The sequence below is a fragment of the Desulfitibacter alkalitolerans DSM 16504 genome, from assembly GCF_000620305.1.
GTDB lineage: Bacteria > Bacillota > DSM-16504 > Desulfitibacterales > Desulfitibacteraceae > Desulfitibacter > Desulfitibacter alkalitolerans.
Genome location: NZ_KK211103.1, coordinates 1 through 24310, shown reverse-complemented (window position 1 = coordinate 24310; position 24310 = coordinate 1). Strand labels below are relative to the sequence as shown.

The 24310-nt window shown below is 38.5% G+C and carries 41 protein-coding genes; 40 read left to right on the top strand and 1 reads right to left on the bottom strand.

What is annotated here, in order from left to right:
- Position 1 precedes the first annotated feature (1 nt).
- From tuf to K364_RS26775, 40 genes are all read left to right on the top strand, one after another.
- Positions 2–1207: an elongation factor Tu gene (gene tuf, locus K364_RS0116560; RefSeq protein WP_028308945.1), complete on the top strand. Its 1206-nt coding sequence runs from the start codon at positions 2–4 to the stop codon at positions 1205–1207.
- A 209-nt stretch (positions 1208–1416) separates the two neighbouring features.
- The gene (gene rpsJ / locus K364_RS0116555) at positions 1417–1725 is read left to right on the top strand and encodes a 30S ribosomal protein S10 (protein ID WP_028308944.1); all 309 of its coding nucleotides are present in this window, start codon (positions 1417–1419) and stop codon (positions 1723–1725) included.
- Between the two features lie 18 nt (positions 1726–1743).
- Entirely contained in the window at positions 1744–2376 is a 633-nt protein-coding gene (gene rplC, locus K364_RS0116550; protein ID WP_028308943.1) for a 50S ribosomal protein L3, read from the top strand.
- A 28-nt stretch (positions 2377–2404) separates the two neighbouring features.
- Entirely contained in the window at positions 2405–3031 is a 627-nt protein-coding gene (gene rplD, locus K364_RS0116545) for a 50S ribosomal protein L4 (protein ID WP_028308942.1), read from the top strand.
- Positions 3031–3318, top strand: a complete 288-nt coding sequence (gene rplW, locus K364_RS0116540) for a 50S ribosomal protein L23 (protein ID WP_028308941.1) — start codon at positions 3031–3033, stop codon at positions 3316–3318. Before rplD ends, rplW begins: the two co-directional genes overlap by 1 nt.
- A gap of 17 nt (positions 3319–3335) precedes the next feature.
- Complete coding sequence (gene rplB, locus K364_RS0116535) at positions 3336–4163, top strand: 50S ribosomal protein L2 (RefSeq protein ID WP_028308940.1); 828 nt, start codon at positions 3336–3338, stop codon at positions 4161–4163.
- 27 nt (positions 4164–4190) lie between these two features.
- The gene (rpsS, locus tag K364_RS0116530; RefSeq protein ID WP_028308939.1) at positions 4191–4475 is read left to right on the top strand and encodes a 30S ribosomal protein S19; all 285 of its coding nucleotides are present in this window, start codon (positions 4191–4193) and stop codon (positions 4473–4475) included.
- A gap of 74 nt (positions 4476–4549) precedes the next feature.
- Positions 4550–4894: a 50S ribosomal protein L22 gene (rplV, locus tag K364_RS0116525; RefSeq protein WP_028308938.1), complete on the top strand. Its 345-nt coding sequence runs from the start codon at positions 4550–4552 to the stop codon at positions 4892–4894.
- Positions 4894–5556 (top strand): 30S ribosomal protein S3, encoded by a 663-nt coding sequence (gene rpsC, locus K364_RS0116520; RefSeq protein WP_028308937.1) that lies wholly within the window; start codon positions 4894–4896, stop codon positions 5554–5556. The genes rplV and rpsC overlap by 1 nt, the downstream gene beginning before the upstream one ends.
- Before the next feature lie 3 nt (positions 5557–5559).
- On the top strand, positions 5560–5994 hold the full coding sequence (gene rplP, locus K364_RS0116515) for a 50S ribosomal protein L16 (protein ID WP_028308936.1): 435 nt from the start codon (positions 5560–5562) through the stop codon (positions 5992–5994).
- Positions 5984–6181: a 50S ribosomal protein L29 gene (rpmC, locus tag K364_RS0116510; protein ID WP_028308935.1), complete on the top strand. Its 198-nt coding sequence runs from the start codon at positions 5984–5986 to the stop codon at positions 6179–6181. Before rplP ends, rpmC begins: the two co-directional genes overlap by 11 nt.
- Before the next feature lie 32 nt (positions 6182–6213).
- Positions 6214–6477 carry a 30S ribosomal protein S17 gene (gene rpsQ, locus K364_RS0116505; protein ID WP_028308934.1) on the top strand — a complete coding sequence of 88 codons (264 nt, stop codon included), beginning with the start codon at positions 6214–6216 and terminating at the stop codon, positions 6475–6477.
- 34 nt (positions 6478–6511) lie between these two features.
- On the top strand, positions 6512–6880 hold the full coding sequence (gene rplN, locus K364_RS0116500; RefSeq protein ID WP_028308933.1) for a 50S ribosomal protein L14: 369 nt from the start codon (positions 6512–6514) through the stop codon (positions 6878–6880).
- A 36-nt stretch (positions 6881–6916) separates the two neighbouring features.
- The gene (rplX, locus tag K364_RS0116495; RefSeq protein WP_028308932.1) at positions 6917–7246 is read left to right on the top strand and encodes a 50S ribosomal protein L24; all 330 of its coding nucleotides are present in this window, start codon (positions 6917–6919) and stop codon (positions 7244–7246) included.
- A gap of 27 nt (positions 7247–7273) precedes the next feature.
- A complete protein-coding gene (gene rplE, locus K364_RS0116490; RefSeq protein WP_028308931.1) occupies positions 7274–7816 on the top strand; it encodes a 50S ribosomal protein L5 in 543 nt (180 codons plus the stop codon).
- A 25-nt stretch (positions 7817–7841) separates the two neighbouring features.
- The gene (locus tag K364_RS0116485) at positions 7842–8027 is read left to right on the top strand and encodes a type Z 30S ribosomal protein S14 (RefSeq protein WP_028308930.1); all 186 of its coding nucleotides are present in this window, start codon (positions 7842–7844) and stop codon (positions 8025–8027) included.
- A 27-nt stretch (positions 8028–8054) separates the two neighbouring features.
- Positions 8055–8453 carry a 30S ribosomal protein S8 gene (rpsH, locus tag K364_RS0116480; RefSeq protein WP_028308929.1) on the top strand — a complete coding sequence of 133 codons (399 nt, stop codon included), beginning with the start codon at positions 8055–8057 and terminating at the stop codon, positions 8451–8453.
- 22 nt (positions 8454–8475) lie between these two features.
- Positions 8476–9018: a 50S ribosomal protein L6 gene (gene rplF / locus K364_RS0116475; RefSeq protein ID WP_028308928.1), complete on the top strand. Its 543-nt coding sequence runs from the start codon at positions 8476–8478 to the stop codon at positions 9016–9018.
- A 55-nt stretch (positions 9019–9073) separates the two neighbouring features.
- Entirely contained in the window at positions 9074–9442 is a 369-nt protein-coding gene (rplR, locus tag K364_RS0116470; protein ID WP_028308927.1) for a 50S ribosomal protein L18, read from the top strand.
- Positions 9443–9460: 18 nt separating this feature from the next.
- The gene (gene rpsE / locus K364_RS0116465) at positions 9461–9961 is read left to right on the top strand and encodes a 30S ribosomal protein S5 (RefSeq protein WP_028308926.1); all 501 of its coding nucleotides are present in this window, start codon (positions 9461–9463) and stop codon (positions 9959–9961) included.
- Positions 9962–9973: 12 nt separating this feature from the next.
- On the top strand, positions 9974–10159 hold the full coding sequence (gene rpmD / locus K364_RS0116460; RefSeq protein WP_028308925.1) for a 50S ribosomal protein L30: 186 nt from the start codon (positions 9974–9976) through the stop codon (positions 10157–10159).
- A 12-nt stretch (positions 10160–10171) separates the two neighbouring features.
- Positions 10172–10612: a 50S ribosomal protein L15 gene (gene rplO / locus K364_RS0116455; protein WP_028308924.1), complete on the top strand. Its 441-nt coding sequence runs from the start codon at positions 10172–10174 to the stop codon at positions 10610–10612.
- The gene (secY, locus tag K364_RS0116450; RefSeq protein WP_028308923.1) at positions 10613–11875 is read left to right on the top strand and encodes a preprotein translocase subunit SecY; all 1263 of its coding nucleotides are present in this window, start codon (positions 10613–10615) and stop codon (positions 11873–11875) included.
- 21 nt (positions 11876–11896) lie between these two features.
- Positions 11897–12547, top strand: coding sequence for an adenylate kinase (locus tag K364_RS0116445; protein ID WP_028308922.1), 651 nt, complete (start codon positions 11897–11899; stop codon positions 12545–12547).
- On the top strand, positions 12547–13293 hold the full coding sequence (gene map / locus K364_RS0116440) for a type I methionyl aminopeptidase (protein ID WP_028308921.1): 747 nt from the start codon (positions 12547–12549) through the stop codon (positions 13291–13293). The genes K364_RS0116445 and map overlap by 1 nt, the downstream gene beginning before the upstream one ends.
- A 21-nt stretch (positions 13294–13314) precedes the next feature.
- On the top strand, positions 13315–13617 hold the full coding sequence (locus K364_RS0116435; RefSeq protein ID WP_028308920.1) for a KOW domain-containing RNA-binding protein: 303 nt from the start codon (positions 13315–13317) through the stop codon (positions 13615–13617).
- Positions 13618–13621: 4 nt separating this feature from the next.
- Positions 13622–13840, top strand: coding sequence for a translation initiation factor IF-1 (infA, locus tag K364_RS0116430; RefSeq protein WP_028308919.1), 219 nt, complete (start codon positions 13622–13624; stop codon positions 13838–13840).
- 133 nt (positions 13841–13973) lie between these two features.
- Positions 13974–14087 carry a 50S ribosomal protein L36 gene (rpmJ, locus tag K364_RS0116425; RefSeq protein WP_028308918.1) on the top strand — a complete coding sequence of 38 codons (114 nt, stop codon included), beginning with the start codon at positions 13974–13976 and terminating at the stop codon, positions 14085–14087.
- A 20-nt stretch (positions 14088–14107) separates the two neighbouring features.
- Entirely contained in the window at positions 14108–14479 is a 372-nt protein-coding gene (rpsM, locus tag K364_RS0116420) for a 30S ribosomal protein S13 (protein WP_028308917.1), read from the top strand.
- Between the two features lie 16 nt (positions 14480–14495).
- A complete protein-coding gene (rpsK, locus tag K364_RS0116415; RefSeq protein WP_028308916.1) occupies positions 14496–14885 on the top strand; it encodes a 30S ribosomal protein S11 in 390 nt (129 codons plus the stop codon).
- Between the two features lie 14 nt (positions 14886–14899).
- Positions 14900–15526, top strand: coding sequence for a 30S ribosomal protein S4 (rpsD, locus tag K364_RS0116410; protein ID WP_028308915.1), 627 nt, complete (start codon positions 14900–14902; stop codon positions 15524–15526).
- Between the two features lie 52 nt (positions 15527–15578).
- Complete coding sequence (locus K364_RS0116405; protein WP_028308914.1) at positions 15579–16526, top strand: DNA-directed RNA polymerase subunit alpha; 948 nt, start codon at positions 15579–15581, stop codon at positions 16524–16526.
- 22 nt (positions 16527–16548) lie between these two features.
- Positions 16549–16887 (top strand): 50S ribosomal protein L17, encoded by a 339-nt coding sequence (rplQ, locus tag K364_RS0116400; protein ID WP_028308913.1) that lies wholly within the window; start codon positions 16549–16551, stop codon positions 16885–16887.
- 230 nt (positions 16888–17117) lie between these two features.
- Positions 17118–17942 (top strand): energy-coupling factor transporter ATPase, encoded by an 825-nt coding sequence (locus K364_RS0116395; RefSeq protein ID WP_028308912.1) that lies wholly within the window; start codon positions 17118–17120, stop codon positions 17940–17942.
- Positions 17918–18790, top strand: a complete 873-nt coding sequence (locus K364_RS0116390; protein WP_028308911.1) for an energy-coupling factor transporter ATPase — start codon at positions 17918–17920, stop codon at positions 18788–18790. The genes K364_RS0116395 and K364_RS0116390 overlap by 25 nt, the downstream gene beginning before the upstream one ends.
- Complete coding sequence (locus tag K364_RS0116385) at positions 18783–19580, top strand: energy-coupling factor transporter transmembrane component T family protein (protein WP_028308910.1); 798 nt, start codon at positions 18783–18785, stop codon at positions 19578–19580. Before K364_RS0116390 ends, K364_RS0116385 begins: the two co-directional genes overlap by 8 nt.
- A gap of 207 nt (positions 19581–19787) precedes the next feature.
- Entirely contained in the window at positions 19788–20591 is an 804-nt protein-coding gene (gene truA, locus K364_RS24550; RefSeq protein ID WP_051534156.1) for a tRNA pseudouridine(38-40) synthase TruA, read from the top strand.
- Between the two features lie 86 nt (positions 20592–20677).
- Positions 20678–21106: a 50S ribosomal protein L13 gene (gene rplM, locus K364_RS0116375; RefSeq protein WP_035269962.1), complete on the top strand. Its 429-nt coding sequence runs from the start codon at positions 20678–20680 to the stop codon at positions 21104–21106.
- Between the two features lie 14 nt (positions 21107–21120).
- Entirely contained in the window at positions 21121–21513 is a 393-nt protein-coding gene (gene rpsI, locus K364_RS0116370) for a 30S ribosomal protein S9 (protein WP_028308908.1), read from the top strand.
- A gap of 210 nt (positions 21514–21723) precedes the next feature.
- Positions 21724–21900: a hypothetical protein gene (locus K364_RS26775; RefSeq protein WP_156946506.1), complete on the top strand. Its 177-nt coding sequence runs from the start codon at positions 21724–21726 to the stop codon at positions 21898–21900.
- Positions 21901–22282: 382 nt separating this feature from the next.
- On the opposite strand, the gene K364_RS0116355 is transcribed toward K364_RS26775, so the two are convergent.
- Positions 22283–24031, bottom strand: a complete 1749-nt coding sequence (locus K364_RS0116355) for an IS1634 family transposase (RefSeq protein ID WP_028308907.1) — start codon at positions 24029–24031, stop codon at positions 22283–22285.
- Positions 24032–24310 lie beyond the last annotated feature (279 nt).

Here is a 24310-nt window from a genome sequence, read left to right as displayed (position 1 = left end):
AATGGCCAAGAAAAAATTTGAGAGGACCAAACCCCACGTTAACGTAGGAACAATAGGTCACGTAGACCATGGGAAGACAACATTAACAGCAGCAATAACAGTATGCCTATCAAAAAAAGGTGGAGCAGTAGCAACAGCATATGATCAAATTGACAATGCGCCAGAAGAAAGAGAAAGAGGCATAACAATCAGTACAGCCCACGTGGAATACGAAACAGATAACAGACACTATGCCCACGTTGACTGTCCAGGACACGCTGACTATGTAAAGAACATGATAACAGGAGCAGCCCAGATGGATGGAGCCATTCTGGTAGTAAGTGCAGCAGATGGACCAATGCCACAGACAAGAGAGCACATATTGCTGGCAAGACAGGTAGGAGTACCATATATAGTAGTATTTTTGAACAAAGCAGACATGGTAGATGACGAAGAATTAATGGAGCTAGTAGAAATGGAAGTAAGAGAACTACTAAGCGAATACGAATTTCCTGGAGACGACATACCAGTAATACCAGGCTCAGCATTAAAAGCATTAGAATGTGGATGTGGAGAAAACAGTTGTGAATGGTGCAGCAAGATAAATGACCTAATGGATGCAGTAGACAGCTATATCCCAACACCAGAAAGAGACAAGGATAAGCCATTCTTGATGCCGGTAGAAGACGTATTTAGCATTACAGGTCGTGGGACAGTGGCAACAGGAAGAGTAGAAAGAGGCCAGGTAAAAGTACAAGACGAAGTAGAAATAGTAGGATTAACAGAGCAGCCAAGAAAGACAGTAGTAACAGGAGTAGAAATGTTCCGTAAGCTACTAGACTATGCAGAAGCAGGAGACAACGTGGGCTGTTTGTTAAGAGGAGTAGACAGACAAGAAATTGAAAGAGGTCAGGTATTAGCAAAGCCAGGCTCAATCAAGCCATTAACAAAATTCAGTTCAGAAGTATACGTTTTAAGTAAAGAAGAAGGTGGAAGACACACACCATTTTTCTCAGGGTACAGACCACAGTTTTACTTTAGAACAACAGATGTGACAGGCATTATTGCATTACCAGAAGGAGTAGAGATGGTAATGCCTGGAGATAACATTAAAATGGAGATTTCCTTGATTACACCAATAGCCATTGAACCAGGACTGAGATTTGCAATTAGAGAAGGTGGAAGAACTGTTGGTGCAGGCGTTGTTTCTGAAATAATTACCGACTAATTTTTTAAAATATTTCAGGCAACACTTAAAGAGTAATACAGGGAATAGAATAGGGCAATTATTCTATTCCCTTTAATACCGTTTTATTCTATATATATACTAGCTAATATAAAAAGATATGCGATGAAGTGAAAGGTTGCTGCCAAAAGGACAGGAAATTTTCGCTGAGAATTGTCCGTAATACAATCGGGCGTTAGGAGGAATAGAAAATGGCAAAAAATAAAATTAGAATTCGCCTTAAGGCTTTTGATCATCAGCTCCTTGATCAATCGTCTCAAAGAATTGTAGAAACTGCAAAGAGGACCGGTGCTAATGTATCTGGACCTATTCCACTTCCTACTGAGAAAAATATATATACAATTTTGAGGTCTCCCCACGTCAACAAGGATTCAAGGGAACAGTTTGAAATGAGGACTCATAAAAGACTCATTGATATAAACGAACCTACACCTAAAACAGTAGATGCATTAATGCGTCTTGACTTGCCGGCTGGCGTAGACATCGAAATAAAACTTTAGTAAAAGGGGGTGTAGAAAATGTCCAACGCTATTTTAGGAATTAAAAAGGGTATGACTCAGGTGTTCCAAGATACAGGTGAAGTTGTGCCAGTTACTGTGATAGCTGCAGGTCCATGTATAGTCCTTCAGAAAAAAACTGTGGAAACAGATGGATATAATGCTATTCAAGTAGGGTTTTATGAAGCAAAGCCAAATAGAGTGAATAAACCCATGAAGGGTCACTTTGCAAAGGCAGGAAACAATAAGGTCTTTAAATATATTAAAGAATTTAGAATTGATAATGTAGACCAGTATGAGGTTGGGCAGGCAATAAATGTTGAAATATTTAATCCTGGAGACAAGGTAGATGTTACTGCCAAGTCAAAAGGTAAAGGCTTTGCTGGTTCAATCAAGAGGCATAATTTTGGCAGAGGTCCAACAAGCCATGGTTCAAAATACCATAGGGGTACTGGTTCATTAAGTGCCAAAGGCCCAGCCAGGGTCTTTAAGGGTCGAAAAATGCCAGGGCGCATGGGTGGCGAAAAGGTGACAACCTTGAATCTGGAAATAGTAAAGGTTTTTCCAGGTGAGAATCTGTTGTTAGTTAAGGGAGCCGTTCCTGGTCCTAGTAAAGGTTTAGTTTATGTAAAGAATTCAGTAAAGACCAAGTAATAATTCTGTTGGGAAAGGAGGCAGTGCAATGCCCGTTGTAGCAATCTATAATGTCCAAGGCCAACAAGTTGGAGATTTAGAATTAAATGACAGTATTTTTGCTGCCAATATAAATCAAGCTGCTGTACATCAGGTTGTGGTAAATCACCTTGCAAATCTTAGAAGAGGAACTCACTCCACTAAGAGCAGGGGAGAAGTAAGAGGCGGCGGGAAAAAACCATGGAGACAAAAGGGTACAGGTAGGGCTAGAGTTGGAACAATACGTTCTCCCTTGTGGAGAGGTGGTTCAATAATCTTTGGGCCAAAACCAAGAGACTATAGCTATAGTGTGCCAAGAAAATTAAAAAGAGTGGCTTTAAAATCTGCATTTTCATCCAAGGTAAAGGACGATAAATTTATTGTATTAGACCAACTTTCCTTTGAAGCACCAAAAACAAAGGAAATGGTAAATATACTAAAAGCACTAAACAATACAGGCGTAAAAACATTAGTAATTATTGCCGAAAAGGACGATAATGTTACTAAGTCCATTAGAAACATTGCAGGTGTAAATGTAATAAATTCAAACAACATCAATGTTTATGATCTTGTAAACCATGAGAAATTAATCATGACCAAGGATGCTGTTGCAAAGGTTGAGGAGGTGTTGGCATAATGCGTAATCCTCATGACATTATTATTAAACCTGTTATCTCTGAAAAAACTACTGATTTAATGGCTGACAGCAAATACACTTTTATTGTTGATAATAAAGCTAACAAGGTAGAAATTGCAAATGCCGTTGAAAAGATATTTAATGTAACTGTGGAAAGAGTTAATACCCTTAAAGTGAAGGGTAAAAATAGAAGAATGGGACGTTTTATTGGTAAAACTCCTACTCGTAAGAAAGCAATTGTTACCTTAAAAGAGGGAGACAAAATTGAGATTATTGAAGGACTATAAAATAAGGAGGGATATTCATGGGTATCAAGAAATTTAAGCCAACCTCTCCTGGTAGACGTCAGATGACTGTTTCAACCTTTGAAGAAATCACAACGGATAAGCCAGAAAAAAGTCTGTTAGCTCCCTTAAGAAAAAATTCTGGCCGTAATGCCCAGGGTAGAATAACAGTTAGACACAGGGGCGGCGGTCATAAGAGGGCTTATAGAATAATTGATTTCAAAAGGAATAAGGATGGTATTCCAGCAACTGTAGCTACCATTGAATATGATCCAAATCGTTCTGCAAATATAGCACTTGTAAATTATGCAGATGGAGAAAAAAGATATATTCTAGCACCAAATGGTTTAAAGGTTGGAGATAAAATAGAGTCAGGTCCAGAATCTGATATTAAAGTTGGTAATTGTCTACCACTGCAAAATATTCCTGTTGGTAGTATAATCCACAACATTGAATTAAAAGAAGGTAAAGGTGCACAGATGGTTAGATCCGCTGGAGCCTCTGCACAGCTTATGGCAAAAGAGGGAAGCTATGCACATGTGAGATTGCCATCTGGAGAAGTAAGGTTAGTCCACGTAAGATGTAGAGCAACTATAGGTCAGGTTGGTAATCTTACTCACGAGAATATTACCATTGGAAAAGCAGGCAGATCTCGCTGGTTAGGAAAAAGACCAGTTGTTCGTGGTGTAGTAATGAACCCTGTTGATCACCCACATGGTGGTGGTGAAGGTAGATCACCAATAGGTCGTAATCCAGTTACACCTTGGGGTAAACCGGCGCTTGGAGCAAAGACAAGGAAGAAGAATAAACCGTCAGACAAATATATTGTAAAACGTAGGAATGCTTAAAGGCTTTAGGAAAGGGGGTTGTCACTAATGGGCAGATCTCTAAAGAAGGGTCCCTTTTGTGATCCAAAATTGTTAAAGAAAATTGATGCCATCAATGAAAAAGGTGATAAAAAGGTAATTAAGACCTGGTCAAGAAGTTCTACTATTTTTCCTCAAATGGTAGGTCATACAATAGCCGTTCATGATGGACGCAAGCATATACCTGTTTACATTACCGAGGACATGGTGGGACATAAGCTGGGCGAATTTGCGCCAACCAGGACTTTTAAAGGTCACGGATCCCATACTGAAAGATCAACTAGTCTTAAATAAAGAGACATTCATGTGACAAGGGGCAAGAGAATTATGCAACCTGTGTCATGTACGATGAAAGGGGGTACAAATATATGGAATCAAAAGCTGTTGCTAAATATATAAGAATGTCACCTACCAAGATCCGTCAGGTAGCTGATTTAATAAGAGGCAAGAGTGTACGTGAAGCGTTAGCGATTTTGAGATATACCCCTAAAGGTTCAGGACTACCTATCTCAAAAGTGGTAAAATCAGCCGCGGCTAATGCTGAGCACAATTTTGAAATGGATACGGACAGATTGTATATTTCAAAGATTATGATTGACCAGGGTCCAACCTTAAAAAGGTTTAAACCAAGGGCAATGGGAAGAGCAGATAGAATACGTAAGAGAACCAGCCATATTACTGTAGTAGTTAGTGAAAGGGAGGAGGTTAATTAGTGGGTCAAAAGGTTCATCCTAAGGGATTAAGAATTGGTATTATCAAAGATTGGGATGCCAAGTGGTATGCTGACAAAAACTATGCAGAACTTCTTCATGAAGACATTAAAATACGAGAATATATTAAGAAGAAGCTTTTTGCTTCCGGCATCTCTACTGTGGAAATAGAAAGAGCAGCAAATAAAGTTAAAGTATCTGTGCATACTGCAAAGCCAGGTATTGTAATTGGTAAGGGTGGAGCAGAAGTAGAGAACCTGCGCAAGGACATTGAAAAAATATCAGGCAAACAGGTAGCGATAAATATTATTGAAATTAAAAAACCTGAGCTAGATGCTCAACTAGTAGCTGAAGGTGTAGCTCAGCAGTTAGAAAAACGTGTTTCCTTCCGGAGAGCAATGAAACAGGCCGTTAGTCGCTCAATGAAATTTGGTGCCGAAGGCATAAAAATAATGTGTGCTGGTCGTTTGGCTGGTGCTGAAATGGCTAGAACAGAATGGTATAGTGAAGGTAAGGTACCCCTGCATACATTGAGAGCTGATATAGACTACGGTTTTGCCGAAGCTAATACCACTTATGGAAAGATTGGTATTAAAGTTTGGATTTATAAAGGTGAAGTTCTTCCGGAGGCAAAGAAACAACCTGCCCAGGAAGGGGGAAACTAACCCATGTTGATGCCAAAAAGAGTTAAATTTCGTAGACAGCATAGAGGTTCTTTAAAAGGAACGGCCCATAAGGGCAATACAATTGATTATGGTGAGTATGGTTTACAGGCTTTAGAAAATGGCTGGATCAGCAGCCGTCAAATAGAAGCTGCCCGTGTTGCTATGACAAGGTTCATTAAGAGGGGCGGTAAGGTTTGGATAAAAATCTTCCCAGATAGACCAGTTACAGCAAAACCTGCCGAAACACGTATGGGTAGCGGTAAAGGTGCACCTGAGTATTGGGTTGCAGTTGTTAAGCCTGGTCGTGTTATGTTTGAGTTAGCAGGCGTTAGTGAAGAGGTTGCAAAAGAAGCAATGCGTCTAGCTTCTCACAAACTCTCAGTAAAAACCAAGTTTGTAAAACGTGCAGGAGTGGGTGGTGAGGCCGATGAAAGCTAATAAATTGAGAGATTTATCAAAACAGGAAGTTGCCCGTAAAGTTGACGATTTGAAGCAGGAGTTGTTCAACCTAAGATTTCAGTTAGCAACTGGTCAGCTGGATAATCCAATGAGAATCAGGCAGGTTAGAAAAGATATAGCTAGGGCCAAAACTATACTCAGAGAAATAGAGATTAATGAAGGTTAGTCTAGGTAACTGAAGTAAAAGGAGGGAATACCTTGGTAGAGCGTTCAGCCCGTAAAACCCGAATTGGGAAAGTGGTAAGTAATAAAATGGATAAAACAGTAGTAGTGGCCGTAGAAAACTTTGTCAGCCACAAACTTTACCAAAAAGCCATGAAAAACACAAAAAAATATAAAGCCCATGATGAAAACAATGAATGCAATATTGGCGATAAGGTTAAAATTATGGAGACTCGTCCGTTGAGCAAGGATAAGAATTGGCGAGTTGTAGAAATATTAGAAAAGACGCAGGAAATTTAAATTACGTAAGGTTTATTGGGAAGGGGGTAGTATTATGATACAAGTCCAAACCATGCTAAGAGTTGGAGACAATACTGGTGCCAAACGCCTTCAATGTATCAAAGTAATAGGCGGATCTGGCAGACGTTACGCATCCATTGGTGACATAATTATTTGTGCGGTTAAGGAATCTACACCAGGGGGCGTTGTCAAAAAAGGCGATGTTGTAAAAGCTGTTATAGTTCGGACTAAAAAGCCCATAAGAAGAAAAGATGGAACCTATATTAGATTTAGTGAAAATGCAGCTGTAATTATAAACGATAACGGAGACCCCCGGGGAACAAGGATTTTTGGTCCCGTTGCCAGAGAATTAAGAGATAAAGAATATATGAAAATTGTATCTTTAGCTCCTGAGGTTTTATAGGATTTTAAAGTATAAGCGGGTAATGGAGGTGACTTTATGGCAACACCTAAAAAGGTTCACGTCAAAAAAGGTGACAAGGTAATGGTTATATCCGGAAAAGATTCCGGTAAGATAGGTAAAGTATTAGAGGTTATGCCCAAAGCTAACAGGGTGGTAGTAGAAGGCGTAGGCATTGTTAAACGGCATACCAGACCTACAAAAAAGGTTTCAAAGGGTGGAATAATTGAACAAGAATCTGCCATTCATGCTTCTAATGTAATGTATTATTGCTCCAAATGTAAAAAACCAGTTCGAACCGGAGCTTTAATTGAGGGCGATAAGAAGATAAGGGTGTGTAAGAAGTGTGGAGGCTCTGCTGATAAATAGAGTTGTCTTGGAAAGGAGGTAGGTTTAATGGCCAGACTAAAAGAGTATTATAAGGAAAGCGTAGTAGGCACTTTGAAAGAGAAAATGGGCTATAAAAATGTAATGGAAATTCCTCACTTGGAAAAAATCATTATTAACATGGGCATTGGAGAGGCAACACAGAACCCAAAGGCCCTTGATGGAGCAGTTAAAGACTTACAGGCAATATCTGGACAAAAACCAATCATTACAAGAGCAAGAAAATCCATTGCTGCTTTTAAATTAAGAGAAGGTATGCCTATTGGCTGCAAGGTTACTTTAAGAGGAAATAGGATGTATGAATTTATGGATAGACTAGTTAATGCCACACTGCCACGTGTAAGAGACTTTAGAGGTGTTTCAGCAAAGGCATTTGATGGTAGAGGAAATTATACCTTGGGACTTAAAGAGCAAATAATATTTCCTGAGATAGATTATGATAAAGTTGACAAGGTCAGGGGAATGAATATTGTTTTTGTTACCTCTGCTAAAACTGACGAAGAAGCTAGAGAACTTTTAAAGTTAATGGGTATGCCCTTTAAAGAACACTAAGGTTAATGTTTAAGGAGGTAATTTAATGGCAAAAAAATCCATGATTGCCAAGCAAGCTAGAACGGCTAAGCATAAAGTTAGAGCATACAATCGCTGCAAAATTTGTGGAAGACCTCGTGGATATATGCGCAAGTTTGGTATGTGTCGGATATGTTTTAGGGAAAGAGCATACAGGGGCGAAATCCCCGGTGTAACGAAAGCTAGTTGGTAATGAGAGTACTAAAGGGGGTGCTGAAACATGGTAATGACTGATCCTATTGCTGACTATTTAACAAGAGTAAGAAATGCAAATAATGTCATGAAGGACACAGTTGAAATTCCAGCTTCTAATGTTAAAAAGAACTTGACAGAAATCCTTAAGAATGAAGGCTTTATTAAGGATTATGAATATATAGAAGATGGAAAACAAGGGATCATAAGAATCTATTTGAAATATACACCAAATAGAGAAAAGGTTATAAGCGGTTTAAAAAGAATTAGCAAGCCAGGTCTTAGAGTATATGCAAAAAGAGACGAAATACCAAAGGTGTTAGGCGGCTTGGGAATAGCAATCATATCCACTTCAAAGGGAATTATGACAGACAAGGAAGCGCGAAGGGAAATGGTTGGTGGAGAAGTTATTTGCTATATTTGGTAGTTGCTAGAATGGAGGTGTTTACATGTCAAGGATAGGAAAAAAACCTGTAGATGTTCCATCTGGAGTTGAAGTAAAGTTGGTTGATAATATAATCACTGTAAAGGGTCCCAAGGGCACTTTAGAAAGAGAACTTCATCCAGAGATAAACGTAGCCATTGAAGAAAATTCTATCGTAGTAACAAGGCCTAGTGATCAAAAGAAGCACCGTGCTCTTCATGGACTTACCCGAGCCCTTGTGAACAATATGGTGGAAGGTGTAACAAAGGGCTTTGAAAAGAAATTGGAATTAGTTGGCGTTGGCTACAGGGCTTCTATGCAGGGCAGCAAGCTAGTTCTTAATGTTGGATACTCACATCCAGTTGAAATGGTTCCCGATACTGGCCTGCAAGTTGAGGTAGGTCCAAAACAAAACCTTATTATCATTAGCGGTTACGATAAAGAAGTTGTTGGACAGTTTGCAGCTAAAGTAAGGGCTGTAAGAGAACCTGAACCATATAAAGGTAAAGGTATTAAGTACTCAGACGAAAAAATTCGCAGAAAAGCTGGTAAAGCTGGCGGTAAATAAATTAGTGTCTAGTTTCTTTCACCTATTCGGGTGACGTGGGAAGGGAGTGAAATTTGTGTATAAAATATATGAGCGAAATGCTACTCGCAAAAAGAAGCACAGACGCTTGAGATTCCGATTGACTGGTACTAGTGAAAGGCCAAGACTAAATGTTTTTCGCAGCAATAGTCAGATGTACGCTCAAATTATAGATGATACAGCAGGTAAAACAATGGTATCAGCTTCAACCTTGGAAAAGGATATTCAGGAAGAAATAAAGGGCTTAAATAAAAAGGAAGCTGCAAAGGTTGTCGGAAAGCTTGTTGCTAAAAGGGCTGCCGAAATGGGCATCAATAAGGTTGTATTTGATAGAGGCGGATATATCTACCATGGTAGAGTAGCGGCCTTGGCAGAAGGTGCTCGGGAAGGTGGATTGGAATTTTAACCATGAAGGAGGAAAATTATGAATAGAATTGACCACAGGGAAATGGACATATCCGAAAGAGTGGTTAATATAAGCCGGGTTGCAAAGGTTGTTAAAGGTGGACGTCGTTTCAGCTTTAGTGCCTTAGTAGTAGTAGGTGACGGTAAGGGTCATGTTGGTGCCGGCTTGGGAAAAGCAGGAGAGGTTCCTGAAGCCATTAGAAAAGGCGTTGAAGATGCTAAAAAGAATATGATTAGTGTTCCCATAGTAGGAACTTCAATACCCCATGAGATTATTGGTACTTTTGGAGCAGGAAAGGTTCTTCTAAAGCCGGCTTCAGAGGGAACTGGTGTAATCGCCGGTGGTTCTGTAAGAGCGGTTCTTGAATTGGCTGGTGTAAAGGATATTTTAACAAAGTCCCTTGGCTCGGCTAATGCAAATAACATTGTATACGCTACCTTAGAGGGGCTAAAGTCCCTGAAAAAAGTAGAAGATGTAGCAAAACTACGTGGCAAAACTGTTGAAGAATTGTTAGGGTAGGAGGTATTTTTAGTGGGAAAATTAAAAATTACCCTGGTTAAAAGTGTTATTGGATCTACAGAGAGACAAAAGAAAACTGTAGAATCATTAGGACTTGGTAAAATAAATAGTAGTGTAACTCAAGTAGATACTCCAGATATACGTGGTAAGGTAAAGAAGGTAGAACACCTTGTTTCTGTAGAAGAGATTGAAGCATAGGGGGTGTAAAGGATGAGAATTCATGACTTAAAACCTGCGGAGGGCTCCAAGAAAACCAGAACTCGTAGAGGAAGAGGTATAGGTTCAGGTTTAGGAAAAACCTCTGGCAGAGGACATGGAGGACAAAAGTCACGTTCAGGCGGTGGAGTAAGACCCGGATTTGAAGGTGGCCAAATGCCTCTTATTAGAAGAATACCAAAAAGAGGGTTTACAAATATATTTAAAAAAGATATTGCCATAGTAAATCTCGATGCCTTAAATATTTTCGATGAGGGTAATGTAGTTACTCCAGAGCTAATGCTGGCAAAAGGTATTGTGAAAAAGAGCAAGGACGGTGTAAAAGTCCTTGGGACTGGTGAAATTTTAAAGGCACTTACAGTTAAAGCACATGCTTTTAGTCAGACAGCTGAAGATAAGATAAAAGCTGCTGGCGGAACTGTTGAGGTGGTATAAATGTTAGAAACCTTACAAAGCGCATGGAAAGCAAAAGACCTAAGAGCGAAAATTATATTTACCCTGATGATGTTTTTGGTGTTTAGATTTGGGGCTCATATACCAGTTCCCGGAGTTGATACCGCTGCTTTTAGAGAAATGTTGGCAGGCGGTACCATATTTGGTTTTCTCGATGTTATATCAGGTGGTGCTTTAAGAAATGTAACGGTATTTGCAATGGGCATCATGCCTTATATTAACGCATCCATCATCATGCAGCTGTTAACTGTAGTGGTACCTTACCTCGAGAGATTGGCTAAAGAGGGTGAGGAAGGCAGAAAGAAAATTGTTCAGCTGACCAGATATGGTACAGTAGTACTAGGATTTATTCAAGCAGCGGGAATGTCCGTATTTTTTGGAAGAAGTGGTATACTTGAAGAAACAACTTTTGCAAGCTATGCTGTTGTTACCATATCATTAACAGCAGGTACTGCATTCTTGATGTGGTTAGGTGAACTAATAACTGAAAAAGGTATTGGAAATGGTATATCCCTGATAATATTTGCTGGTATTGTTTCTGGTATACCTGGAGGTATTGTAACACTTTACAATTATGTAGTAGCAGGCGAGGCAAATATTATTACAATTGTACTATTCCTAATTATGTCATTGCTGATAATAGCAGGAATAGTATATATACATGAGGGACAGAGAAGAATACCGGTTCAGTATGCAAAAAGAGTTGTTGGAAGAAAGGTGTATGGAGGTCAAAGCACCCATATTCCTTTGAAGGTTAATCAAGCCGGTGTTATTCCAGTTATATTTGCAATGTCAATATTGTTATTCCCATCCACGATTGCCCAGTGGTTTCCGCAAAGTGGATTTGCTCAATGGATATTAGGTGTATTTAATTTTACATCAATACCTTACATGATAATGTATGCCATGTTGATCATATTCTTTACTTACTTTTATACTGCAGTTACCTTTAATCCTCAAGATGTAGCAGATAATATGAAAAAGTATGGCGGATTTATTCCAGGGCTCCGTCCCGGAAGACCTACCTCAGAATATATTGACAGGGTATTAAGTAGAATTACTTTAGCAGGTGCATTGTTCTTGGCCTTCATTGCATTGATGCCCAACTTTATAATGGGTATTACAGGTTTAAACATTGCCTTTGGTGGTACCGGATTACTAATCGTGGTGGGTGTTGCATTAGAAACCATGAAGCAGCTTGAATCCCAGTTAATGATGCGTCATTACCAAGGGTTTATGAAATAGGCCACAGGGAGGTAAGAAACCATGAGAATTATTTTAATGGGCCCTCCAGGTGCTGGAAAAGGTACTCAAGGGGAACGTTTAGTGGAAGAACTGAAAATTCCGCATATATCAACAGGTGATATGTTCAGACGTGCCATGACAGAAGGTACCCAGTTAGGAAAAAAGGCCAGGGAGTATATGGAAAAGGGTGAGCTTGTTCCTGATGAAGTTACCATTGGGATAGTCAAAGAAAGACTCCTTGCAGATGACTGTCAAACTGGTTTTATGCTAGATGGTTTTCCTAGAACAGTTCCACAAGCGGATGCGTTAGATAAACTTCTTAATGAAATTAATCAAGAACTAGATGCTGTAATATATATCAGGATGCCTGAAGAAGACTTAATCTCTAGAATGACTGGAAGAAGGGTCTGCAGACAGTGTGGTGCAACATATCATTCAGTATTTGCACCACCCAAAGCTGCTGGAGTATGTGACAAATGCCAGGGAGAAGTTTATCAGCGAGAAGATGATAAAATAGATACTGTTGAAAATAGACTAAAAGTTTATTTAAAAAACACACAGCCTTTAATAGACTTTTATAAAGAAAAGGGACTATTAAAGGAGATTGACGGTAATCAAGATATGGAAATGGTTTTTAAGGATATAGGACGAAGTCTAGGGAGAAAGTGGTAATGATTATTCTAAAGTCTGACAGGGAACTGGGATATATGAGAGACGCAGGCAAGATTGTGGCAAAGGTTCACCATGAGCTTGCCAAAGCCATAAAGCCCGAGATCACCACAAAGGAACTAGATACCCTGGCTGAAAACGTAATAATTGCTGAAGGTGCTAAACCAGCATTTAAAGGTTATAAAGGGTTTCCTGCAAGCATTTGTGCATCAATTAATGAAGAAGTGGTACATGGAATTCCTAGTTTAAAAAAGCTAAAAAATGGTGATATTGTTAGTATTGACATTGGCGCTGTTATCAACGGATACTATGGTGATGCTGCTCGGACTAATCCCGTTGGGGAAGTTGATGAGGAATTAAGAAGGCTGTTAGATGTTACAGAGGAATCATTAGCCAGGGGAGTAGAAAAAGCTGTAGTCAACAATCGGATTACTGATATTTCCCATGCTATTCAAAGCTTTGTTGAAAACAACGGTTATTCCGTTGTTAGGGATTATGTAGGTCATGGTATAGGTAAAAATATGCACGAAGAACCGCAGGTGCCTAACTTCGGAAAGGCTGGTCGAGGACCAAGGTTACACGCTGGAGTTACCTTGGCCATTGAACCAATGGTCAACATGGGAACCCATGAGGTAGAAACTTTAGAAGACAACTGGACGGTAGTTACCAAAGACAGAAAACCTTCTGCACATTTTGAACATACTGTTGCAGTTACTGAAGATGGGCCTGAAGTTTTAACAAAATTATAGGTTCATTTTGGGGGTGTTCAAGTGACTGAGGTTAAGGTAGGTCAAGTTGTAGAGTCTATAGCTGGCAGAGATAAGGGTTTTCATATGATAGTATATAGTATTATTGATAATCAGTATGTTACTGTGGTTGACGGACGTCATCGGAGAGTTGAGAATCCTAAGAAGAAGAAGCTTAAACATCTGCATTTGACTCCAAAGGTTGCCAGTAGGTTTGTGAAAAATATTCAAACTGGGCTGGTTCCTACTAATGAAGAAGTGAGAGAGTTTTTAGATGAATTGGTAGGACCAGATAAATACTTGCCACACAATAAGGGGGTAAGATGAGGTAATGTCCAAACAGGATGCAATCGAAGTTGAGGGTACCGTGATGGAGCCTCTACCAAATGGAATGTTTAAAGTAAAACTGGATAATGGCCATAAGGTATTGGCACATGTATCTGGAAAGATACGAATGAATTTTATTAGAATACTACCTGGAGATAAGGTCACAGTTGAATTGTCCCCATACGATCTTACAAGGGGCCGCATAGTGTATCGATTTAAGTAAACAGGAAACAAGAGGAAAGAAGCAGAAGTATAATTCGAGACATGTCCCAATGTTTACCATGGGTGTATTCCTGTGCTGGTAACTTCTGACTTCTGACTTCTGATTTCTGACTTCAGAATTAGGAGGGATTGCAGTGAAGGTTAAACCATCTGTAAAACCTATCTGCGAAAAATGCAAGATAATTAGACGTAAGGGCATCGTAATGGTTATTTGTGAAAATCCAAAGCACAAGCAGAAGCAAGGATAACTTGGATTGGAGGTGTAATTATGGCAAGGATCGCTGGTGTTGATTTGCCGCGTGATAAAAGAGTGGAAATAGCACTGACTTATATCTATGGTATAGGTCACGCTACTGCACAAAAAATTGTAGCAGAAGTAGGTATAGATCCACAAACCAGAGTAAAAGACTTAACTGATGCAGAAGCTAATAAGCTAAGAGAAACTATTGAGAAAGGTCATATTGTTGAGGGTGATTTAAGAAGAGAGATTGCCCTAAACATAAAAAGACTAATCGAGATTGGATCTTATAGAGGTCTTCGTCACCGTAGAGGTTTACCAGTTAGAGGACAAAAGACAAAAACTAATGCAAGGACTCGAAAAGGTCCCAAGAGAACTGTAGGAGCAAAACGTAAAAAGTAGAAAGGGGGAAGAATACTTGGCTAGAAGGACAACTCGTACCAGAAGAAGAGATCGAAAAAATATTGAAAACGGAGTAGCCCATATTCAGTCAACTTTTAACAATACTATTATTACTATTACTGACAAAACTGGAAATGCAATTTCATGGGCTAGTGCAGGTTCTGTAGGATTTAAAGGCTCACGTAAAAGTACTCCCTTTGCTGCACAAATCGCTGCAGAAACAGCTGCTAAGGAGGCCATGGAACATGGCCTAAGAGAGGTTGAGTGTACAGTAAAAGGACCGGGCGCTGGAAGAGAGGCTGCAATTAGATCGTTACAGGCTGCAGGTTTAGAAGTAAATATCATTAGGGATGTTACACCTATTCCCCATAATGGATGTAGACCACCTAAACGTAGAAGGGTATAAGGAGGTGTTGATAAGTGGCTAGATATAAAGAATCAGTATGTAGACTTTGCCGTAGGGAAGGTGTTAAGCTGTACCTTAAGGGTGATCGCTGCTATACAGATAAGTGTGGTGTAGTGAAAAGAGCCTATGCTCCAGGACAACATGGGCAGCGTAGGAAGAAACCATCAGAATATGGTTTACAATTGAGGGAAAAACAAAAGGCTCGTAGATTTTATGGAATTTTAGAAAAGCAGTTCAGAAACTATTTCTACGAAGCTGATAGGCAAAAAGGTATTACTGGTGAGAACTTGGTGCGTTTGTTGGAAAGGCGCTTGGATAATGTGATCTATCGTTTAGGGTTAGCTGGATCAAGACCTGAAGCTAGACAGTTGGTTCGCCATGGCCATGTGACAGTTAATAATAAGAAAGTTGACATTCCTTCATATTTGTTGAAGGTTGGAGATGAAGTTGCTATTAAGGAAAAGAGCACATCAAGTCCTAAGTTCAAGGAAATAGCAGAGGCGGCAATGCATAAATCTTCTCCACCCTGGTTAGAAGCAGATAAAGAAAACCTTAGAGGCCGAGTTGTGGCAATGCCTAGTCGCGAGGATATAGACGTTCCATTAGAAGAACACTTGATTGTTGAGTTATATTCCAGATAGGTAAAGAAACAAACCGACTGTTGTGTCCAGGCTGTGAGAAGGAGGGTCAATTTTGTTAGAAATAGAAAAACCAAAAATAGAAATTGTGGAAAAAAGCGAAGACAATCGCTATGCAAAGTTTGTGGTGGAACCTTTAGAAAGGGGTTACGGTATTACCCTTGGTAATTCACTACGTAGGATTTTGCTCTCTTCTCTACCAGGGGCAGCGGTTACTTCAATAAAAATTGAAGGTGTACTGCATGAGTTTTCTACCATACCAGGTGTAATTGAAGATACAACGGATATTATACTGAATTTAAAGAATCTATGTATAAAGCTGCTATGTGATGAGCCAAAAACTATTAGAATAGAAATGGAAGGCGAAGGAGATATAACTGCAGGAGATATTATTGCAGACGCCGATGTAGTTATATTAAATCCCGAGATGCATATTGCAACCTTGGACAAAAATGGCAGGCTTTTTATGGAAATGACTATTGAAAAGGGTCGAGGTTATGTTCCTTCTGAGAAGAATAAAAAGGAAGAGCATATAATTGGGGTTATTCCTGTTGATTCCATATTTTCTCCAGTAACCAAGGCTAACTTCCAGGTAGAAAACACCCGGGTAGGCCATAGAACTGATTACGATCAATTAACATTGGAAATCTGGACTGATGGAAGCATTGCTCCAGATGAAGCTGTTAGTTCTTCAGCTAGAATTCTTAGTGATCACTTAAAATTGTTTATGGGCCTGACAGAAGAGATTAGCGATGAAGTTACTATGGTTGAAAAAGAGGAAGAAAAGAAAGATAAGGTTCTTGAAATGACTATAGAAGAGCTTGATTTATCAGTTCGTTCTTATAACTGCTTAAAACGTGCTGGTATTAATACTGTAGAAGAGCTTATTCTAAGAACCCAGGAAGATATGATGAAGGTAAGAAATATGGGGAGAAAATCCTTAGAGGAAGTAAATAATAAATTGGAAGAATTAAACTTAGGTTTAAGAAAATCAGAAGACTGATTGAGTAAAGGAGGGTTGTATAATGGCCAGTGGTAAACTTGGAATGACTGCTGAGCACCGCAAGGCAGTTGTCAGAAATATTGTTACTTCACTGTTAAGAGCAGAAAAAATTGAAACCACTGAAGCTAGAGCCAAGGTCTTGGTTAAAGAAGCCGAAAAAATGATAACCCTAGGCAAACGTGGCGATTTACATGCTAGACGTCAGGCATTAGCTTTTTTGAATGACGAAGATGTAGTTACAAAGCTATTTACCCAGTTGGCAGAAAAATACAAGGACCGACAGGGAGGCTACACCCGCATAATTAAAAAAGGTTTTCGTCGTGGGGATGCAGCTTCAATGGTAATAGTAGAGTTAGTATAATAATAAGTGAGATGGAGGATGTGGGATTATCCCATTTCTAACTTCTCACTTTTAACTTCTTTCTTAAATCAGTCGGTCATTGTCCGGCTTTTTTGTGCTATTCTTTGTAAACCCGCTTTGCTCAAACACTGCAAACATAGTAAGTTGACAAGTTTCGCTCAATGCACTTCAGATGGTGCAAAACTCCACAAATTATTATGACAGACTTACAAAGTTATAAGGAGATAAGAATGATTAAGTTAGAAGGGGTATTCTTCAGCTATTCCTCCAATTCAAAACCTGTGATAAATAATGTTTCCTTAGATTTTATACAGGGAGAGTATGCTGCCATTGTTGGCCCAAACGGCTCTGGGAAATCAACTCTGGCAAAGCTGATAAACTCCCTTTTACTTCCATCCCAAGGTAGAATTTACGTAGATGGTATGGATACAAGAGAATACAGGTGGAATGTAAGGAGTAAGGTGGGAATGGTATTTCAGAACCCTGAAAACCAGTTAATAGCATCCTCAGCAGAAGAGGAAATAGCTTTTGGCCCAGAGAATCTAGGTATTCCTACTGATGAAATAAAGAGTATTATCAGTACTACTTTGAAAATAGTAGGCTTAGAGGACTTCCAGCACAAATCTCCAGCCGACCTTTCAGGTGGGCAAAAACAAAGGCTGGCCATTGCAGCTGTTTTGGCAATGAAGCCACAGTATATCATCTTGGATGAAGCTACAAGCATGCTGGATAAAGAGGGTAAAAATGAAATTCTTAAAACAATAGAGGAACTTAATAAGCATCATTCTCTAGGAATTATTCATATTACCCATGATATGGGTGAAGCTGCTAGAGCCAATAGGATTATTGTCATGAATGAAGGCAGGGTAATTGCGGATGACACACCCAAAGTTATATTCTCCGAGGTTGAAAAATTGGGGGAAATAGGTCTCAAGCTTCCCAGAATAACTGAGCTCGCAAATGCCCTTGCAAATAAAGGAATACCTTTATCTAGAGGTATAACCAACTATAATGAATTGGTGGATGAACTATGCAAATCAGATTTGAAAATGTAAGCTTTACCTATGATCAAAGTTCAAATGCTCCACAAATGGCAATAGAAGATATAAACCTGGAGATCAATCAAGGAGAGTATGTTTGCATCACCGGCCCAACAGGCTCAGGTAAATCCACCTTAATTCAGCATATTAATGGCCTGCTAAAGCCTACCCAGGGAAGGGTGCTCATAGACGGTCAACAGCTAGCCTATAAAGGCCACGGCTTACAAGAAATCAGAAAAAAGGTAGGGCTGTTGTTTCAATTTCCAGAAGATCAATTATTTGAAGAAACCATTGAAAGGGATATCTGTTTTGGCCCCAAAAAGTTGGGAATAAAACATGAAGAGATCAACTCTAGACTTAAAAAGGTTATGGGTCATGTTGGACTGCCATATGAAGTATATAAAGATGTGTCTCCTATGAAAATCAGTGGTGGTCAAAAAAGAAGGGCCGCCCTGGCATGCACCTTGATAACAGAACCGGAAATACTCATCCTGGATGAACCTACAGCAGGGCTTGATCCAGGGGGAAAGAATGAAATATTGAAATTAATTAAAGACCTGAACCATTCGGGGAGAACAATTATTAAAATTACCCATGATCTGGAGGACATTGCCCAATTTGCCACCAGGGTAATAATCATGCACCAAGGAAAGATTATACTTGACCACAAGCCGCAAGAAGCTTTTACCCAGATAGATATCCTAAACAGTATTAGAATGTCTTCTACAGAGCCCTTTTATATTTCAAAGGAATTAAAAAAACGAGGTTGGAGCATGACTTCTAAGATTATAACATGGGAAGAACTGGAGAAAGAAATATTTAGCATCTGGCAAAAAAAGAAAGAGAAAAATAAAAATGATTAAGGGTATCTCTATTGGAAACTATTATGCAGGTAACTCAGTTGTTCATAAATTAGATCCCAGAATTAAAATAATTTTTGGATTAGGACTTATTATTTCATTATTTTTAATAAATAACTATTTAATCTTACTATGGATTACAGGTGTGTATACTATTTTAGTAGTTTTATCTGGATTGTCAGTTAGATATATTTTTAAGGGTTTAAAACCAATATTTATAATTATTTTCTTTACATTTTTTATACATATATTTTTTACTCCAGGAGATGCAGTTGCCTACCTAGGACCCATCAGCATTACAAAAGAAGGCCTGGACAGGGGTGTATTTATGGCCTTTAGGCTAATCCTTTTAATTGGGGTTTCAGTATTATTAACTGCTACAACACCTCCCCTAAGGCTAACTGATGGCTTACAGAACCTATTGTCTCCTCTAAAGAGAGTGAAGGTTCCTACAAGTGAGCTGGCACTTATGGTAAGCATTGCCCTTAGATTTATACCAACCTTTATTTCGGAGACTGAAAGAATTATTAAAGCTCAATCTTCTAGAGGAGTTGACTTTTATTCAGGAGGTTTAAAAGAGCGATTGGAAAACCTTGTTCCCATATTAGTTCCCTTATTTATCAGTTCATTTAAAAGGGCTGAGGATCTGGCAGTTGCAATGGAAGCCAGATGTTACAGGGGAGAGGAAGGCAGGACAAGACTGTATCCTTTAAAATATACTGCTGTTGATTTAATAGCTTTTGGGGTGCTGGTAATCTATATTGGTGTTGTAATTGTTTTGAGAAATATGTAGAAAATGTCATATTCCCTCACCTGGAATTAAATTTTAGCAATTCTAAGGCCCATTCCAGCCAAAAAGCCTATGCTTTGCAAACTCGCTTCGCTCAAACAGTGCAAATCATCACGCCTTTTTGGCTTCCATGGACCAACAATTGCTGGAAAATTTAATTAGGGTTCGTGCATAAGACATTTTCTTATAATATATATAGAGGTAAATAATGTGAAGACGATTAAACTTACCCTTGCATATTTAGGTGAACAATACAGCGGGTGGCAGATACAGCCCAGGCAGCCCCATTTAAAAACAATACAAGGTGAATTGCAAAAGGGGCTAAAGCTTCTAACGGGTGAAGAAGTTCAAGTTATTGGTGCAGGAAGAACAGATGCAGGTGTAAACGCCCTGGGCCAGGTTGCAGCATTTCGAACCAGCAGCTCCATACCCTGTGACAGGTATCCAGAAGCCTTGAATGGAATACTCCCTGAGGATATTATAGTATATAAGGGTGAAACTGCTGGGGATAGCTTTCATTCCATTAAAGATGCTAAGGGTAAATGGTATAGATATCATATTTATGCAGGAAAATTTCCTCATGTTTTTTTCAATAAAATAAGTGTTCATATTAAACAAGAACTTGATTTTGCAAAAATGTCTGAAGCAGCTTCACTATTTAAGGGTGTGCATGATTTTCGCAGTTTTTGTGTGTCAAAGACTGAAAAGAAAACCTTTATAAGAAATATAAAGGAATGTAAAATATCTCAACATCAGAATTTTATTTTCTTAGATATTTACGGAGATGGATTTCTGCATAATATGGTTAGAATAATAGCAGGAACACTAATAAATGTTGGCAACGGCAAGCTTTTGCCAGATGACATCCCTTGCATAATTAGAGCCCAGGATCGCACCCTGGCAGGGCCAACAGCCCCAGCAAGGGGATTATGTCTGATAAAGGTTGACTACGATATAAAGGAAAATTTCTTCTGTAAAGCAGAAAATCTTGACATGCCCCCACTATTTTATTAAAATAACATGGGTAAGAATTTATTCAGATTACCTGCCCCGTTAATCTGGTAAATATATAAGTAATAATAAGTTTAAGGAGGGTCATTATGAAAACCTTTATGGCTAAGCCTAATGAAGTAGCTAGAAAATGGTATCTAATTGATGCCGATGGTAAAACCTTAGGCAGACTGGCCTCTGAAATAGCAGTATTGCTAAGAGGTAAACATAAACCAATATTTACTCCACATGTGGATGTGGGAGATCACGTAATTGTAATTAACGCAGAAAAGATTCACTTAACAGGTAATAAGCTGTCCCAGAAAAGATATTACTGGCATACAGGTTATCCAGGTGGAATAAAATCCATGGATTATCAAACTTTTATAAGCAAATCACCAGATAAAGTAATCTTGAAAGCAGTTAAGGGAATGCTGCCGCATAATAAGCTGGGCAGGCAAATGTTAACAAAGCTTAGAGTATATAAAGGTAGTGAACATCCACACCAAGCTCAAAAGCCAGAAACTTGGGGAGCATAGAAAGGAGGACTAATATGGCGCAGGTACAATTTTACGGAACAGGTAGAAGAAAGAACTCTGTAGCTAGAGTATATCTAGTACCGGGAGACGGAAAAATCACTGTAAATGGTAGAGATATTGATAATTATTTTGATAAAGAAACTCTAAAAATGATTATTAGACAGCCCTTCGATGTAACTGAGACCTTGGGAAGGTTCGATGTTAAAGCAAAGGTTGAAGGTGGAGGCTCAACTGGACAGGCAGGAGCTATCAGAATGGGCATAGCTAGAGCCCTTTTAATAGCAGATGAGGGATATAGACCTCCTTTAAAGAGAAATGGTTTTCTAACCCGTGACCCAAGAATGAAAGAAAGAAGAAAGTATGGTTTAAAGAAAGCCCGTAAGGCACCACAATTCTCTAAAAGATAGAGCTTTGCATTGTATTAATATATTAAATAATGAAGAACTAGCTTGGTCAGATGGGTATTACCCATCTGGCTTTTTGTTTACCGATTATCCCACATAATTAACCGTTCACAGTTTGATTTATACTGTTAATCGAAAATGTTTAGAAGAAAACCTATTTTAATTATATAATATAATCAAAGGTAAGAATATTCAGACATGGAGGTGCTTATAATGGAAGAAAAGAAAGCTAAGATAGAAGAAATCAAACAACAAATTGAATTGTTAGGTTTTGAATTAGCTCTTATGAAAAAATCATGTGAACATGAAGAAAAGAAGAGAGAAGAAGATTATGCTTTCTGCAATATTTGCGGTGAGAAGTTAGGCTGGTGGGGATTATATATAACTTAATTAGTCTTCAAACAGTTGCCATGTCAATGAGTATTAATGTGCCATAAAAGCCCTTTCTTATATGGAGAAAATCCAAATGGGAGAGGGCTTTTATAATATAAACTTAAAATCTAATTGTATAGGCCAATACATTTTGTGGGAAAATAGCCACAAATACACTTTTGTCAACAACCAGTTAACGGAACAAATCAATCCACTTACCTCAAATTTCATGCAGCTAACCGAAAAGGTTTAGGAGAAAAGGCCTTGATAGAATATAATACTATCAACAAATAATTATAAACCTCTATTTGACAGGTAAAAAAGAAATAAAGCCCTTAGACCCCTTCCAATGAAAGGGTTTGAGGGCTTAGTTATTTGTCAGAAAAACATAGCATAATTTTTATTTTTTTGAGGTTGCCAAAATATTTTTTATTTCGCTAAGGCGGAGTCTTTTGTTTGAAAAATCAATACCAAAAGTTTTGCCGATATAATCTGAAATATTACTACGATAATCAAATATGTAAAGGTTTGTATGTTCAAGACTACAACTAATGTTATTAAGACAGTTAATAATCTGTTCAGGCGTAAACTTGTAGTTGGTTTTCTTTTGAACAAGGCGCAAAATGACTAGGGAAATAAAGCAAGTAAGGACATGTGCATTTATCCGGTCCTCACGGGAAACATGAACCGGTCGAATATCCAAATCGCTTTTAGAAACCTTAAAATTGTCTTCAATATCAGACAATCCTCGATAAATCTCAATTACACGTTGTTGATGCATTTCCAGCTCACTGGTTATTAAGCAGTAATATCCGTCATATTTAGCGTCTTCTGCAGCTTTCTCTTCATCGTATATCAACATCTTACCTGGTTTTTCATATATTTCTCCGGTCTTTTTATCGAAGGCAATGTTTTTAATGTATGCTGCTGCACCATGAGCTGTACTCTTATTATGATTTTTGGGATTAGCTATGATATCAAGTGCCTTTTTTATGGTTTCTTCTCTTTCTGCTCGTGCCTTTCTTGCATATTTTTCACTCCAATATACCACCTGTTTTTCGTCTATCAGCATACTTTTTTTAGAGCCATTTTTCATAGTCACCTGGATTTCCCGGACTTCAATACGTGACTTAACCTTGTAGTCAAAGTCCTTCTTTAACGTCTTGCCGTTCTCGTCTGTGTAACCATCATCATCCAGAACGTATTCCTTAAATTTTTCTGAGCCTTTGCGGATTGAAAAGCTGAATACATAACCATTTACACGCTTATCCCTGTCACCTCCTTTGAGGAAAAAAATATTATCGGATGATGTACAACCCATATCTGCAACAGCGATAACCCTTCCGGGGGCAAATCTTACACATACATCTTTAAAGGCAGGAATAAAGGTCTTAGTATCGTGGGTATTGCCGGGAAACAGCTTGTAATACAGAGGTATCCCATCTGCATCCATGGCTAAGGCCATCTGCACAATGGGATCAGGACGGTTGTTTTTTTCCTTTCCATACTTGCGCATATCATCTGGTTTATCAATCTCAAAGTGGAAGTTTGTAACATCAAAGTACATGAGAGTGGTGTTCCTGCCGAATTTTGCATGAATCTGATCGCTGATGAATTGTTGACATTCCAAACTTATCTTTGAGAAATATGATAATGCACGGTATATATCATGCAGCTCAAAGTCAAAACGTTCAAAGAACATATCCTTGTATTCATAAGCTCTCTTTTTAGATGAAGGATGTAAAATACGAGCTATGGTTAAAAGTGTCATAATTGAATTCGTGTTATATTTAAAGGCCTCGTGTCTCGCTTTATTGTTGAAAAACCGGTCTAATTCCAACTCATGATATATTTTCATGATTACAGCGTAGCCCATATTATATCGAGCATGTGATTCTTCCGGAAGTTTTTCATTCAAATCAATTTCTAGTGTAAGTTTTTTGTTTTCCTTCTTTTCAGTATTCATTTGAGCAACAACTTCATTGAAGTGGGCAATCGGGTCAGGAAATTCTTTTTGCAAATCATGTACATATCCTAAAGTCTTATGATGCTTGGTTCTAGCTTGCTTTTTCTCTTTGTCCCTATACTTTTCTTCAATAACTAAGTAGGTTCCCTTTTTTTGATTTCTAATATCAAGTCTATAAGACATAATACTTTTCTCCTGTTCATGTAGCAGATATCAATATTGAATGCTGTATATTTGATTCCATTATATTATACTATGCTACATTATGCTACATATATATGCAAAGAAAAACAAAAAAATATCCTCTCAACTTCAATGATTGAAAGGACTTTGGGAGAGGTATCTATTTAAGGGCTGTCAAACAAGCGAGAGGGCTTTTATAATATAAACTTAAAATCTAATTGTATAGGCCAATACATTTTGTGGGAAAATAGCCACAAATACACTTTTGTCAACAACCAG

Bases quoted from the DNA above. Each gene is read 5' to 3' on its own strand.
- K364_RS26775 (WP_156946506.1), top strand. From the start codon at position 21,724: ATGGAAGAAAAGAAAGCTAAGATAGAAGAAATCAAACAACAAATTGAA.
- rpsS (WP_028308939.1), top strand. From the start codon at position 4,191: ATGGGCAGATCTCTAAAGAAGGGTCCCTTTTGTGATCCAAAATTGTTA.
- K364_RS0116445 (WP_028308922.1), top strand. From the start codon at position 11,897: ATGAGAATTATTTTAATGGGCCCTCCAGGTGCTGGAAAAGGTACTCAA.
- rpsM (WP_028308917.1), top strand. From the start codon at position 14,108: ATGGCAAGGATCGCTGGTGTTGATTTGCCGCGTGATAAAAGAGTGGAA.
- infA (WP_028308919.1), top strand. From the start codon at position 13,622: ATGTCCAAACAGGATGCAATCGAAGTTGAGGGTACCGTGATGGAGCCT.
- rplX (WP_028308932.1), top strand. From the start codon at position 6,917: ATGGCAACACCTAAAAAGGTTCACGTCAAAAAAGGTGACAAGGTAATG.
- rpsJ (WP_028308944.1), top strand. From the start codon at position 1,417: ATGGCAAAAAATAAAATTAGAATTCGCCTTAAGGCTTTTGATCATCAG.
- rplF (WP_028308928.1), top strand. From the start codon at position 8,476: ATGTCAAGGATAGGAAAAAAACCTGTAGATGTTCCATCTGGAGTTGAA.
- K364_RS0116390 (WP_028308911.1), top strand. From the start codon at position 17,918: ATGCAAATCAGATTTGAAAATGTAAGCTTTACCTATGATCAAAGTTCA.
- rplB (WP_028308940.1), top strand. From the start codon at position 3,336: ATGGGTATCAAGAAATTTAAGCCAACCTCTCCTGGTAGACGTCAGATG.
- rpsH (WP_028308929.1), top strand. From the start codon at position 8,055: ATGGTAATGACTGATCCTATTGCTGACTATTTAACAAGAGTAAGAAAT.
- rpsI (WP_028308908.1), top strand. From the start codon at position 21,121: ATGGCGCAGGTACAATTTTACGGAACAGGTAGAAGAAAGAACTCTGTA.
- K364_RS0116395 (WP_028308912.1), top strand. From the start codon at position 17,118: ATGATTAAGTTAGAAGGGGTATTCTTCAGCTATTCCTCCAATTCAAAA.
- rplD (WP_028308942.1), top strand. From the start codon at position 2,405: ATGCCCGTTGTAGCAATCTATAATGTCCAAGGCCAACAAGTTGGAGAT.
- tuf (WP_028308945.1), top strand. From the start codon at position 2: ATGGCCAAGAAAAAATTTGAGAGGACCAAACCCCACGTTAACGTAGGA.
- rpmC (WP_028308935.1), top strand. From the start codon at position 5,984: ATGAAAGCTAATAAATTGAGAGATTTATCAAAACAGGAAGTTGCCCGT.
- rplO (WP_028308924.1), top strand. From the start codon at position 10,172: ATGAGAATTCATGACTTAAAACCTGCGGAGGGCTCCAAGAAAACCAGA.
- K364_RS0116355 (WP_028308907.1), bottom strand. From the start codon at position 24,031: ATGTCTTATAGACTTGATATTAGAAATCAAAAAAAGGGAACCTACTTA.
- rplV (WP_028308938.1), top strand. From the start codon at position 4,550: ATGGAATCAAAAGCTGTTGCTAAATATATAAGAATGTCACCTACCAAG.
- rplQ (WP_028308913.1), top strand. From the start codon at position 16,549: ATGGCCAGTGGTAAACTTGGAATGACTGCTGAGCACCGCAAGGCAGTT.
- rplP (WP_028308936.1), top strand. From the start codon at position 5,560: ATGTTGATGCCAAAAAGAGTTAAATTTCGTAGACAGCATAGAGGTTCT.
- secY (WP_028308923.1), top strand. From the start codon at position 10,613: ATGTTAGAAACCTTACAAAGCGCATGGAAAGCAAAAGACCTAAGAGCG.
- rplN (WP_028308933.1), top strand. From the start codon at position 6,512: ATGATACAAGTCCAAACCATGCTAAGAGTTGGAGACAATACTGGTGCC.
- rplM (WP_035269962.1), top strand. From the start codon at position 20,678: ATGAAAACCTTTATGGCTAAGCCTAATGAAGTAGCTAGAAAATGGTAT.
- K364_RS0116485 (WP_028308930.1), top strand. From the start codon at position 7,842: ATGGCAAAAAAATCCATGATTGCCAAGCAAGCTAGAACGGCTAAGCAT.
- map (WP_028308921.1), top strand. From the start codon at position 12,547: ATGATTATTCTAAAGTCTGACAGGGAACTGGGATATATGAGAGACGCA.
- rplE (WP_028308931.1), top strand. From the start codon at position 7,274: ATGGCCAGACTAAAAGAGTATTATAAGGAAAGCGTAGTAGGCACTTTG.
- rplW (WP_028308941.1), top strand. From the start codon at position 3,031: ATGCGTAATCCTCATGACATTATTATTAAACCTGTTATCTCTGAAAAA.
- K364_RS0116385 (WP_028308910.1), top strand. From the start codon at position 18,783: ATGATTAAGGGTATCTCTATTGGAAACTATTATGCAGGTAACTCAGTT.
- rpsE (WP_028308926.1), top strand. From the start codon at position 9,461: ATGAATAGAATTGACCACAGGGAAATGGACATATCCGAAAGAGTGGTT.
- rplC (WP_028308943.1), top strand. From the start codon at position 1,744: ATGTCCAACGCTATTTTAGGAATTAAAAAGGGTATGACTCAGGTGTTC.